Origin of the sequence: Pseudomonas sp. PDM31 (assembly GCF_019218965.1) — a bacterium.
Classification (GTDB): domain Bacteria; phylum Pseudomonadota; class Gammaproteobacteria; order Pseudomonadales; family Pseudomonadaceae; genus Aquipseudomonas.
Map to the genome: position 1 here is coordinate 67,200 of NZ_JAHUWS010000007.1, position 11,564 is coordinate 78,763.

An 11,564-nucleotide genomic window follows, 5' to 3' on the forward strand; every position below is an offset into this window, starting at 1 on the left:
GGGAACAAGAGATGCGCCACCAGATACATGACCTGCTGGCCCCGCTGCCGGGGACCGCACGACAGATCCACAGCTTTCACTTCGGCCCGCAACCGGCCACCCGCAAGATCTACATCCAGGCCTCCCTGCACGCCGACGAAATGCCCGGCATGCTGGTGGCCTGGCACCTCAAGCAGCGCCTGGCGGAGCTGGAAGCCGCCGGGCGCCTGCGCAGCGAAATCGTGCTGGTGCCGATCGCCAATCCGGTGGGCCTGGAACAGGTGTTAATGGATGTACCGCTGGGCCGCTATGAGCTGGAAAGCGGGCAGAATTTCAATCGCTGGTTCGTTGACCTGAGTGAAGAAGTCGGCAACACCATCGAAGGCAAACTCGGTGACGATCCGCAGCACAACCTGCAACTGATCCGCAGCACCCTGCGCGACGCACTGGCCCGGCAGACCGCCGAGACCCAACTGCAATCCCAGCGCCTGACCCTGCAACGCCTGGCGTGCGATGCCGATATGGTGCTCGACCTGCATTGTGATTTCGAAGCAGTTGCGCACCTGTACACCACACCTGAGGCCTGGCCGCAGGTCGAGCCCCTGGCCCGCTACATCGGTGCCGAAGCCAGCCTGCTGGCGACCGACTCCGGCGGACAGTCGTTCGACGAATGCTTCACCCTGCTCTGGTGGCAATTGAAGGAACGTTTCGGTGAGCATTTCGAGATCCCGCCAGGCAGCTTTTCGGTTACCGTCGAGTTGCGCGGTCAGGGCGATGTCAATCACCCGCTGGCCAGCGTCGACTGCCAGGCACTGATCGACTACCTGATCCACTTCGGCGCGATTGCCGGCGAACCCGCGCCCATGCCCGACCTGCCCTACCCCGCGACACCGCTGGCCGCTGTGGAACCTGTGGCCACACCCGTCGGCGGACTGCTGGTGTTCACCGCGCTGCCCGGCCAATACCTGCAAGCCGGGCAACTGATCGCCGAAGTCATCGACCCGATCAACGATCTCGTCACCCCCGTTCGTTGCGCCACAGCCGGGCTGATGTACGCCCGCTCGCTGCGCCGCATGGCCACTGCCGGCATGGTGATCGCCCACGTCGCGGGCACCGAAGCCTATCGCAGCGGCTACCTACTTTCGCCTTGAGGATGCATGCCCCATGTACAAATTGACCATCGAAGGCCTGCATAAAAGCTATGGCGATCATGAAGTGCTCAAAGGTGTTTCGCTCAAGGCCAAGACGGGCGACGTCATCAGCCTGATCGGCGCCAGCGGCTCGGGCAAAAGTACCTTTCTGCGCTGCATCAACTTTCTCGAACAGCCCAATGACGGCGCCATGAGTCTGGACGGGCAGAACATTCGCATGATCAAGGATAGTCACGGCATGCACGTGGCCGACCCCGATGAACTGCAGAAGATCCGTACCCGACTGGCCATGGTGTTCCAGCATTTCAACCTGTGGAGCCACATGACGGTGCTGGAAAACATCACCATGGCACCACGTCGGGTGCTCGGATGCAGTAAGCAGGAAGCCGAGGACCGTGCCCGCCGCTATCTGGACAAGGTCGGCCTGGCGGCGCGGGTGGCGGACCAGTACCCGGCGTTTCTGTCCGGAGGGCAGCAGCAACGTGTCGCCATCGCCCGGGCGCTGGCCATGGAACCGGAAGTGATGTTGTTCGACGAACCCACTTCAGCCCTGGATCCGGAGTTGGTAGGCGAGGTGCTCCGGGTGATCCAGGGCCTGGCAGAAGAAGGCCGGACCATGATCATGGTCACTCACGAAATGAGCTTCGCTCGTAAAGTGTCGAGCCAGGTGCTGTTTCTGCATCAGGGTCTGGTGGAGGAAGAAGGCGCGCCGGCCGACGTGCTGGGCAATCCGAAAAGCGAGCGCCTGAAGCAGTTCCTCAGCGGCAACCTGAAGTAAAAACGTCTGCGCAGGCAGCTCCCCGTGGAGCTGTCGAGTGCAACGAGGCTGCGATCTTCGGTGATTATAAAAAGATCAAGATCAAAAGATCGCAGCCTCGTTGCACTCGACAGCGCCTACAGGACCGTGTTCGTCAGACCACAGGCGCAGGTGGCGGCTCATCCGGCAGAGTAGGCTCCCCGGGTTCGGTGGGCTGTTCATTTGGGGTATCGGGATCAGGCTGACCCGGGATGCCCCCCGCCATGCTGACGGGCGGATGTGCCAGCAGCGACCAGGCCAGAACACCCACTTGATTGGGTTCAAGCCTTGCCAGTTCGGCACTGATGAGCGGATTGATCTTCATGGGGCACTCCTGAGCGGTGGTCCGACCCGCCTGGCGCGGATCGGAGCAGTACACTCCATAGAGTGTACGCTCGCTGAAGAATTCCCCCTGCTTGTCAGACGGCTGACTCAGGTGCGAGGCAGGGTGACGCCACGCTGGCCCTGATACTTGCCGCCGCGGTCCTTATAGGACACTTCGCACTCTTCATCGGATTCAAGGAACAGCATCTGCGCCACGCCTTCGTTCGCGTAGATTTTCGCCGGCAGATTGGTGGTGTTGGAGAACTCCAGGGTCACATGGCCTTCCCACTCAGGCTCGAGCGGCGTGACGTTGACGATGATGCCGCAGCGCGCATAGGTGCTCTTGCCCAGGCAAATGGTCAATACATTACGCGGAATGCGAAAATATTCGACGGTGCTGGCCAGGGCGAAGGAGTTGGGCGGAATGATGCACACGTCGCTGTGGACGTCGACAAAGCTGCCGGCATCGAAGTTTTTCGGGTCGACGATGGCCGAGTTGATGTTGGTGAACACCTTGAAATGATTGGTGCAACGCACATCGTAGCCGTAGCTTGACACGCCGTAGGAGATCACACGGCTATCGTCGCTGCCACGCACCTGGCGCTCGACGAAAGGGTCGATCATGCCGTGTTCCTGCGCCATGCGGCGAATCCACTTGTCCGATTTGATGCTCATGGCGGGTGTCCTGAATAGCGAGGTGGAAAAAATCTGTCCGGCATCTTACCGGGGCGCGCCGCCGGGTTCAAAGTCCACGCTGCAATTCTCGCCGGACATCCGGGAATTAACTGCGTTGGCGACGAATCGACACACCGTCGATCCCTAAAACAGAGAAACCTGCACAAGAAGCATTGGCACGTCCCGGAAAAAGGGTTAAGGTGGCGCCACTGTGCTGCTTGTGTCACTGAGAATCTCTACACGATATGTTGAATTTCGATCCAACCATCTACAAGAATTTTTCCTGCTCTTTGCACTCAGTCTCGGCCAGGGTTCTTCCTGAGTCGCAGTTATCTTTGTTCAAGGAGTTACACCATGTCTAATCGCCAAACCGGTACCGTTAAGTGGTTCAACGATGAAAAAGGCTTCGGCTTCATCACTCCACAATCCGGTGACGACCTGTTCGTTCACTTCAAAGCTATCCAATCCGACGGCTTCAAAAGCCTGAAAGAAGGCCAACAGGTTTCTTTCATCGCTACCCGCGGTCAGAAAGGCATGCAAGCTGAAGAAGTTCAAGTTATCTAACTTGTACTTGCTTTAGTAAAAAGCCCCGCCCTCAACAGCGGGGCTTTTTTGTGCCTGTGTGTTTTTGCCGGGCGAAAAAAATCGCGGCCCAAGCCGCGATCTTTTTTTCAAAGCCTTACCAGGTCACACCAAACCCGGCACTGTAGCGAGTCTTGTCCAGATCGGACTCGTCGGTACCGTGGATGATGTCGCGCTCTGCCTTTAGATTGAGCGAAGCCCAGTCAGTCACCTTGTAGCGCAGTCCAATCTCAGCATCCAGCGCATAGTCGGCCACGCCCGACAGCGGCTTGCCCACCTCGCCACTTGTGAAGAACTCCACCCTCTTGCCAATCAGGTAGCGGTTGTAATCCCACTTCATGGCCAGGGAATAAAAGTTTTCCTCGCTGCCATCGGCAAATTCATAGTCCGTGCGGTTGACCAGCGAACCGAGGGAGAATGCGCCCAGTTCATCATCCCAGAACTGATAACCAGGACCGGTACCGACCGTGCGCTGGCGATACAGATCTTCAACCTTGTCACGCTTGTAGACCAGGCGACCTTGCCAGAACCACTTGTCAGTCAGGAAGCGGTCAAGGGCGTACTCGGCCCGCCAATTGTCCGTGGTCACCACGTCATCCTGGAACTCTCGGTTGTACTCACCTTCGGCGATGTGTCGCCAGCGCCCATGGCGCGCAGTGGTCTTGAAATCGATGTCGTAATCATCGGTGTCATTTTCCGCGCGCTGATAATCCAGCGCCATGTCGACGTTGCCCTTCCATACCAGATCCTCGACCACAGGTTTCGGCTTGAGAATCTGCTGAACACTCGCCAACTCCACGGTTTTTGGTGCGTCACCGTTGGCCAGGGTCACCTTGCCGTCATCTGCCGCTTTCAGCGATTTGGCTTTTTCACCGGTGTAAGCATCCTGTTTGACCAGCAACTCCTGATCGCTTTCCAGGGTTTTCACCTTGCTCCAGTCGATCGGCACTGAACCGGCGTACTCGGTCTGGAGCACCAGCTTGCCACCATCGAACAGGACGATCTTGCCGCTCAGCTTGTCACCGTTCTTCAACCAGACGGTATCGGCGAGCAAGGGAGTGGAGGCACTGAAGACAGCGAGGCACAGCAGGGATCTGGACAACATAAGCAAATAGAGGCTCAAGTTCGCGAAAAAAATCGGCATTATCCGCAGGAATAAGGCACTAGCAAGGACTGACCCGACGATTTCCATTGAGTTCATTTCTCAACTGCCTATGCTCGAATTACCCTACAGACGGTAATGCAAATTTCTTCAGGACTGACGCACGTGACTGACTCACCCACCGAACCCGAGAGCGCGGCGCAAATCCGACGCACGGCACTGTACCTGACGCTGGCGCAAGTACCCGAAGGTAAAGTCGTGAGCTACGGTCAATTGGCAGAGCTGGCAGGGTTGGGCCGTGCCGCCCGCTGGGTAGGGCGCACACTCAGCCAATTACCCAACGACAGCAAATTACCCTGGCACCGCGTATTGGGCGCTGGTGGGCGCCTGAGCCTGCCGGCCGGCAGCCCTTCGGGGGATGAACAGCGCGCACGATTACGCACGGAAGGCATCAGCATCCTGAATAATCGTGTTGATATTCAGCGCCATGGCTGGCGCCCGGTAGAGCACAGCGGTTAGAGTGCGCGCTTTGTTTCCGTATTTCTTGAGGCAGACTCCAGCCCATGCCCCGTAAAACCTGGCGCGCCGCGCTCGCCGCTTATGCCAGCCCCTCGACACTCGTGCTGTTGCTGCTTGGTTTCGCCGCCGGCTTGCCCTATATGCTGGTGTTTTCGACGCTTTCGGTCTGGCTTCGCGAAGCCGGTGTGGCTCGTGAGACCATCGGTTATGCGAGCCTGATCGGTTTGGCCTACGCCTTCAAATGGGTGTGGTCGCCACTGCTCGACCAATGGCGCCTGCCCCTGCTCGGCAAACTCGGGCGCCGACGATCCTGGCTGGTATTGTCCCAGGCGCTGGTGATTCTCGGCCTGATCGGCATGGGCTTTTGTGACCCGCAAAAACATCTGTCCTGGCTGATCGCCATCGCCGTCGTCGTCGCCTTTGCTTCGGCCACCCAGGACATCGCCGTCGATGCCTATCGCCTGGAGATCGCCGAAGACAACCGCCAGGCCGCACTGGCCGCCAGTTACATGTCCGGCTACCGCATCGCCGCACTGCTGGCCACCGCCGGCGCACTGTATTTCGCCGAAGGTTTCGGCTCTACCGGCTTCAACTATCAACACTCCGCCTGGGCCGGCACCTACATACTGTTTGGTGTCCTGATGGTCCCGGCGCTGCTGACCTGCCTGTTCATGCGCGAACCGCCGGTGCCATTGCGCACCCAACTACAGGCCGGGCGCTACAGCTTCGCGCACCAACTGGCGTCGGTGTTCGTCCTGATCGTACTGCTGGTTTCGGTGCCGGCGATGTTCACCCAGCTCTATAACACTGACTTCGCCAGCGTGCTGTTCGGAGGCGTGAGCCTGCTCGACCTGCTGCTGCAAGACCGCGCCTTCCTGCGTGCGATCCTCTACACCCTCTTCACCGCCCTGTGCCTGTCGGCCATGGGTCGCCGTGGCCTGGCGCCGGTGCTGACGCCGGTCAACGACTTCATCCTGCGTTATCGCTGGCAAGCGCTGCTGCTGCTCGGGCTGATCGCGACCTACCGGATGTCCGACACGGTCATGGGCGTGATGGCCAACGTGTTCTACATCGACCAGGGCTTCTCCAAGGATCAGATCGCCAGCGTCAGCAAAATCTTCGGCTTGATCATGACCCTGGTGGGCGCCGGCATGGGCGGCCTGCTGATCGTGCGATTCGGCATCCTGCCGATCCTGTTCATCGGCGGCATCGCGTCGGCGGGCACCAATATCCTGTTCCTGATGCTCGCCGACATGGGCGCCAACCTGAACATGCTGATCCTCACCATTTCCCTGGATAACTTCAGCTCGGGCCTGGCCACCTCGGCGTTCGTCGCCTACCTGTCGAGCCTGACCAACCTGAAGTTCTCCGCCACCCAGTACGCCCTGCTCAGCTCAATCATGTTGCTGTTACCACGCCTGATCGGCGGCTACTCCGGAGTCATGGTGGAAAAGTTCGGCTACCACGACTTCTTCCTGATCACCGCCCTGCTCGGTGTTCCGACCCTGCTGCTGATCGCCCTGCACTGGTACCAGGAGCGCCGCCGGGCCGGGCCGACACCGACGCCGGAGCCGCTACAGACCCCGATCGCAGAAGAATCGTAGGACCTCCACGCAGGAAATTTCGCTACAGGGCGGGTGAATCCCGCCCTCCTGCCACACCACCGACCGCACGCCTGTACGCCAGCGGATCTCGCCCGTACAATGCTCCGTCATTTCTCGTCATCAGCAATCGATAACGGCCAACCATGCGCACCAGTCAATTTTTGCTCGCCACACAGAAAGAAACGCCTTCCGACGCGGTCGTGATCAGCCATCAGCTGATGCTGCGCGCCGGCATGATCCGCAAACTTGCTTCGGGCCTGTACACCTGGCTGCCGATGGGCTTGCGAGTGATGCGCAAGGTCGAAGCCATCGTTCGTGAAGAAATGAACGCCGCCGGCTCTCTGGAAGTGTTGATGCCGAGCACTCAACCGGCTGAGCTGTGGCAGGAATCCGGGCGCTGGGAAGAGTACGGCCCTGAATTGCTGCGCTTCAAGGATCGTCAGGGCCGCGATTTCTGCGCAGGTCCGACCCACGAAGAAGTCATTACCGACCTGATGCGCAATGAGTTGAGCAGCTACAAGCAGCTGCCGATCAACCTGTACCAGATCCAGACCAAGTTCCGTGATGAAATCCGCCCACGCTTCGGTTTGATGCGCGGTCGCGAATTCATCATGAAGGATGCGTATTCGTTCCACGCCGACCAGCCTTCGCTGCAGGTCACCTACGACCGCATGCACCAGGCGTACTGCAACGTGTTCACCCGCCTGGGCCTGAAGTTCCGCCCTGTTGAAGCCGACAACGGTTCCATCGGTGGTGCCGGCTCCCACGAATTCCACGTGCTGGCCGAATCCGGTGAAGACGATATCGTCTTCAGCAACGGTTCCGAATACGCCGCCAACATCGAGAAAGCCGAAGCCGTGCCGCGCGAATCCTCACGCGCCGCTGCGACCGAAGAGCTGCGCCTGGTCGACACCCCGAACGCCAAGACCATTGCGCAACTGGTCGAAGGCTTTGACCTGCCGATCGAAAAGACCATCAAGACCCTGATCGTACGCGCCGAAGAAGAGGGCAAGCTGATTGCCTTGATCATCCGTGGCGACCACGAACTGAACGAAATCAAGGCCGCCAACCAGCCTGGCGTCGCCAGCCCGCTGGTCATGGCGACCGACGCCGAACTGCGTGACGCCATCGGCGCCGGCGCCGGCTCCCTGGGCCCGCTGAACCTGCCACTGCCGATCATCATCGACCGCTCCGTCGAACTGATGAGCGACTTCGGCATCGGCGCCAACATCGACGACAAGCACTACTTCGGCGTGAACTGGGAGCGTGACCTGCCGGTTCCGACCGTGGCCGACCTGCGTAACGTCGTGGCCGGCGACCCAAGCCCGGACGGCAAGGGCACCCTGGAAATCAAGCGCGGCATCGAAGTCGGGCACATCTTCCAGCTGGGCAACAAGTACAGCAAGGCGATGAAGTGCGAAGTGCTGGGCGAGAACGGCAAGCCGGTAACCCTGGAAATGGGTTGCTACGGCATTGGCGTATCCCGCGTGGTGGCTGCGGCCATCGAGCAGAACAACGACGATAAAGGGATCATCTGGAGCGACACCCTGGCGCCATTCCAGATTGCCCTGGTGCCGTTGCGCTACGAAACCGACCTCGTTCGCGAAGCCACCGACAAGCTGTATGCAGAACTGACTGCCGCAGGCTTCGAAGTGCTGCTGGACGACCGCGACAAGAAAACCAGCCCGGGTATCAAGTTCGCTGACATGGAACTGATCGGCATTCCGCACCGGATCGTGGTCAGTGACCGCGGCCTTGCCGAAGGCAACCTGGAATACAAGAGCCGCACCGAGGCCGAGGCGCAAGCGCTGCCGGTCGCCGACGTGCTGCCTTTCCTTCAGGCCCGCATCCGCCGCTGATAGCAGATATAGAGACGTCATGTTCAAGCGAAACACCTTAGGCCTCGGTGGTGCCGCCCTGTGCGGCGCCCTGCTGGTCAGCGGCTGTGCCAATCAAATGTCACAACGCAGCGAGCACGAGGAACGCATCGAGCGCAAATTGCTCGATCACAGCCTGCAGATCGATGTCGGCGAGCCCAAGGTGCTTGAGCTGCCGCAACGGCGAGTGAAAATCCAAGAGCAGAAGACCTTCGAAGTCACCGAATTCGAGGTCACTCGGCACTACGATCGCTACACGCCTTACCAACCCTGGCGGGAAGTCTACGAAATCCCGCTGGGCGCGGTGGCCGTGGTGGCTGGCGTCGGTGCCAACGTGGTCAATGTGTTTGCCCTCGGCAATCTGCCAGACAGCGTGACCAGGGACTGGCTCAGCTACGGTTTCGCCGGGCTCAACCCGTTCATGAACGTGCAATCTCATGGCCGCGCCCAGCAAAACCTGGCAGGTATCGACGAGGTTCAGCGCGACAAACGCACCGAATACTCCAGCCTGCCCTGGAGCGAGCGTCCGGTCGAGGTCAAGGCCGGCAAGGAAACGTTCCAGTTGAGCACCGACAAGAGCGGCGTTCTGCGCCTGAACCTGTTGGACACCCCGTTCGCCGAACATGACATCAATCACCTGAGCCGACTGCTGATCAAGGTCGAAGACGTCCAGGACGACGTGCACACCGACTCATCACTGGCGGTCAGCAGCACCTTGCGCAGCAAGTTGTACGAAGCCCACGGGCTGATTTATGACGACCTGGAAGGCGACGAAGTAAACCAGTGGGTACACCGGGTCAAACGCCTGTCGGAGCTGGGCCTTGAAGAAGAAGCCAGCGAACTGGAACAGAGCCTGATCGAATTGACGCGCAATGATCCTGAATTGCAGTCCGAATTCCTCAAGTCACTGACCAAGGATGGCGAGCGACTGGTGGCGGATCCGCGGCCGAATTAAGCGCCCTCCCCGAAAAAAGATCGCAGCCTTCGAAGGCTGCGATCTTTTGACTTCATAGACTTACCGCTCAAACAACTCCATCTGCTCAAACCCACCGCGCAAATCCTCCAGCCGCACCCCGACCCCCAACAACCGCACCGGCTTGCCGCCGCGATTGAACGCCTGGGTCAGCATCAACTGGTAACTCCCCAGATCCCGCCCTGCCCCGGCCTGCTCCAGCGTGGTCTGGGTGAAGTCATGGAATTTCACTTTGACGAAAGGCTTGCCCGGACGATAACTGCTGTCGATCCGCGCCATGCGTGCAGCCAGGGTTTCCAGCAACTCGGGCAATTTTTCCAGGCAACTCTTCAGGTCCGGCAGATCCACGTCGTAGGTATTTTCGACACTGACCGACTGCCGCCGACTGTCATTGTGTACCAGGCGATCATCGATCCCACGGGCCAGGCTCCAGAGTCGCTCACCAAAACTGCCGAATTCACGTACCAGCGCCAACTTGTCCCACTCGCGCAATTGCGCGCAATCGACAATGCCGAGCCTGCCTAGCTTGTCGGCGGTGACTTTACCGACCCCGTGCAGCTTGCTTACCACCAGGCCACTGACAAAATCCTCGACCTGATCCGGCGTGATGACGAATAAACCATTGGGCTTTTTCCAGTCGCTGGCAATCTTGGCCAGAAACTTGTTCGGCGCCACCCCGGCGGACACGGTGATATGCAACTGATTGGAGACCCGACGGCGAATGTCCTGGGCAATACGCGTTGCGCTGCCACCGAAATGCGCGCTGTCCGACACATCGAGGTACGCCTCGTCGAGTGAGAGCGGCTCGATGAGCTCGGTGTAATCGCGAAAGATCGTATGAATTTCCTTAGATGCTTCTCGATAGGCATCCATACGTGGCTTGACGATGGTCAGGTCTGGACACAGCTTCAAGGCATGCCCCGAGGACATGGCCGAGCGCACGCCATATGCCCGCGCCTCATAATTACAGGTGGCAATCACCCCGCGCCGATCCGCCGAGCCACCCACCGCCAGAGGTTTTCCGGCCAGGCTCGGGTCATCGCGCATCTCGATGGCAGCGTAAAAGCAATCACAGTCGACGTGGATGATCTTTCGCTGAGTCATATCAAAGCAGTGTTCATGGCGGAGAAAAGGCGTCAGGGCGTGCAAGATATGCAGTATCTCACTGACACCTGTATATAGCACCAGTGGTCTGAATGTTCTTTTGTGACTGTAGGAATTGCCTCTGATGAATTTATTTTTTCAATCGAATCGCGCACTGCAATAGAGCTACAGCCCTTGCTGCACCTGCGTCACAGCCCGACCGAGCACCTCATTAGATCGCTAAGCGATTGAAGAGAAACAGGTTTTACTGGAATTTGAGGTTGACACCCTGGCGTTCCTCTGTAGAATGCCGACACACAGACGCGGGATGGAGCAGTCTGGTAGCTCGTCGGGCTCATAACCCGAAGGTCGTCGGTTCAAATCCGGCTCCCGCAACCAAACATCAAAAAAGGCTACTCGAAAGAGTGGCCTTTTTTGTGCGTGCCTGTTTTATGGATTCGAATGCGCACACGCGCCTCACCCGGACGGGTAAATAAGAGAAATCGTTTCGATTCCGAAACTTAGGCAAACCCTGCGACCGTTTGACGCTGTTTAACGTTTATTTGGCCTTGTTCAGGATTAACGGTTGACACCCCGCCATTCGCCTGTAGAATGCCGCCACACAGACGCGGGATGGAGCAGTCTGGTAGCTCGTCGGGCTCATAACCCGAAGGTCGTCGGTTCAAATCCGGCTCCCGCAACCAAACATCAAAAAAGGCTACTCGAAAGAGTGGCCTTTTTTGTGTCTGTTGAAAAAGTCCTTTCGCAACAATGATCTGCCACTCTGTAGTGAGCCGCTCGCACTCACCGTGCGTCGAGTCCAGACTATGCCCTGTCGCAGACTCAAACCGCCACGTCGACTGCTGCACCATCGCCACCATCCGGTATAGGCGTTAATA

11 protein-coding genes and 2 tRNA genes are annotated in these 11,564 nt (G+C 58.9%); 9 read left to right on the plus strand and 4 right to left on the minus strand.

Translation table 11 applies throughout. The features are described 5' to 3' along the window. Window positions 1–11 precede the first annotated feature (11 nt). A complete protein-coding gene (locus tag KW839_RS15195) occupies window positions 12–1,130 on the plus strand; it encodes a succinylglutamate desuccinylase/aspartoacylase family protein (RefSeq protein WP_218424753.1) in 1,119 nt (372 codons plus the stop codon). Between the two features lie 13 nt (window positions 1,131–1,143). Next, the gene (locus KW839_RS15200) at window positions 1,144–1,908 is read left to right on the plus strand and encodes an ABC transporter ATP-binding protein (RefSeq protein ID WP_218424754.1); all 765 of its coding nucleotides are present in this window, start codon (window positions 1,144–1,146) and stop codon (window positions 1,906–1,908) included. Between the two features lie 133 nt (window positions 1,909–2,041). Here KW839_RS15200 and KW839_RS15205 read toward each other — a convergent pair whose 3' ends face one another. Then, entirely contained in the window at window positions 2,042–2,251 is a 210-nt protein-coding gene (locus KW839_RS15205; protein WP_060541082.1) for a hypothetical protein, read from the minus strand. Window positions 2,252–2,358: 107 nt separating this feature from the next. Then, window positions 2,359–2,925: a dCTP deaminase gene (gene dcd, locus KW839_RS15210; protein WP_060541081.1), complete on the minus strand. Its 567-nt coding sequence runs from the start codon at window positions 2,923–2,925 to the stop codon at window positions 2,359–2,361. Between the two features lie 354 nt (window positions 2,926–3,279). On the opposite strand from dcd, the gene KW839_RS15215 reads away from it, so the two are divergent. Next, window positions 3,280–3,489: a cold-shock protein gene (locus KW839_RS15215; protein ID WP_002554837.1), complete on the plus strand. Its 210-nt coding sequence runs from the start codon at window positions 3,280–3,282 to the stop codon at window positions 3,487–3,489. 115 nt (window positions 3,490–3,604) lie between these two features. Here the strand turns inward: KW839_RS15215 and KW839_RS15220 are convergent, their stop codons facing one another. After that, window positions 3,605–4,612: a DUF481 domain-containing protein gene (locus KW839_RS15220; RefSeq protein WP_218424755.1), complete on the minus strand. Its 1,008-nt coding sequence runs from the start codon at window positions 4,610–4,612 to the stop codon at window positions 3,605–3,607. A 135-nt stretch (window positions 4,613–4,747) separates the two neighbouring features. Between KW839_RS15220 and KW839_RS15225 the strand changes: the two genes are divergently transcribed. From KW839_RS15225 to KW839_RS15240, 4 genes are all read left to right on the plus strand, one after another. Beyond that, window positions 4,748–5,128, plus strand: a complete 381-nt coding sequence (locus tag KW839_RS15225) for an MGMT family protein (RefSeq protein WP_236707789.1) — start codon at window positions 4,748–4,750, stop codon at window positions 5,126–5,128. A 44-nt stretch (window positions 5,129–5,172) separates the two neighbouring features. After that, window positions 5,173–6,732 (plus strand): AmpG family muropeptide MFS transporter, encoded by a 1,560-nt coding sequence (locus KW839_RS15230; protein WP_060541078.1) that lies wholly within the window; start codon window positions 5,173–5,175, stop codon window positions 6,730–6,732. Window positions 6,733–6,875: 143 nt separating this feature from the next. Next, window positions 6,876–8,591: a proline--tRNA ligase gene (locus KW839_RS15235; protein ID WP_218424756.1), complete on the plus strand. Its 1,716-nt coding sequence runs from the start codon at window positions 6,876–6,878 to the stop codon at window positions 8,589–8,591. Between the two features lie 19 nt (window positions 8,592–8,610). Beyond that, on the plus strand, window positions 8,611–9,564 hold the full coding sequence (locus tag KW839_RS15240; protein WP_060541076.1) for a hypothetical protein: 954 nt from the start codon (window positions 8,611–8,613) through the stop codon (window positions 9,562–9,564). A 60-nt stretch (window positions 9,565–9,624) separates the two neighbouring features. On the opposite strand, the gene dinB is transcribed toward KW839_RS15240, so the two are convergent. Then, window positions 9,625–10,686, minus strand: a complete 1,062-nt coding sequence (dinB, locus tag KW839_RS15245; RefSeq protein ID WP_218424757.1) for a DNA polymerase IV — start codon at window positions 10,684–10,686, stop codon at window positions 9,625–9,627. 301 nt (window positions 10,687–10,987) lie between these two features. Here dinB and KW839_RS15250 point away from each other — a divergent pair. Together KW839_RS15250 and KW839_RS15255 are read left to right on the plus strand one after the other, a co-directional pair. Continuing rightward, window positions 10,988–11,064 (plus strand) — tRNA-Met (locus KW839_RS15250). A 228-nt stretch (window positions 11,065–11,292) separates the two neighbouring features. Continuing rightward, window positions 11,293–11,369: transfer RNA gene (locus KW839_RS15255), tRNA-Met, on the plus strand. Window positions 11,370–11,564: the final 195 nt, after the last annotated feature.

Excerpts from the sequence above, each read along its gene's own strand:
- KW839_RS15195 (WP_218424753.1), top strand. The coding sequence starts at position 12 with ATGCGCCACCAGATACATGACCTGCTGGCCCCGCTGCCGGGGACCGCA.
- KW839_RS15200 (WP_218424754.1), top strand. The coding sequence starts at position 1,144 with ATGTACAAATTGACCATCGAAGGCCTGCATAAAAGCTATGGCGATCAT.
- KW839_RS15205 (WP_060541082.1), bottom strand. The coding sequence starts at position 2,251 with ATGAAGATCAATCCGCTCATCAGTGCCGAACTGGCAAGGCTTGAACCC.
- dcd (WP_060541081.1), bottom strand. The coding sequence starts at position 2,925 with ATGAGCATCAAATCGGACAAGTGGATTCGCCGCATGGCGCAGGAACAC.
- KW839_RS15215 (WP_002554837.1), top strand. The coding sequence starts at position 3,280 with ATGTCTAATCGCCAAACCGGTACCGTTAAGTGGTTCAACGATGAAAAA.
- KW839_RS15220 (WP_218424755.1), bottom strand. The coding sequence starts at position 4,612 with ATGTTGTCCAGATCCCTGCTGTGCCTCGCTGTCTTCAGTGCCTCCACT.
- KW839_RS15225 (WP_236707789.1), top strand. The coding sequence starts at position 4,748 with ATGCAAATTTCTTCAGGACTGACGCACGTGACTGACTCACCCACCGAA.
- KW839_RS15230 (WP_060541078.1), top strand. The coding sequence starts at position 5,173 with ATGCCCCGTAAAACCTGGCGCGCCGCGCTCGCCGCTTATGCCAGCCCC.
- KW839_RS15235 (WP_218424756.1), top strand. The coding sequence starts at position 6,876 with ATGCGCACCAGTCAATTTTTGCTCGCCACACAGAAAGAAACGCCTTCC.
- KW839_RS15240 (WP_060541076.1), top strand. The coding sequence starts at position 8,611 with ATGTTCAAGCGAAACACCTTAGGCCTCGGTGGTGCCGCCCTGTGCGGC.
- dinB (WP_218424757.1), bottom strand. The coding sequence starts at position 10,686 with ATGACTCAGCGAAAGATCATCCACGTCGACTGTGATTGCTTTTACGCT.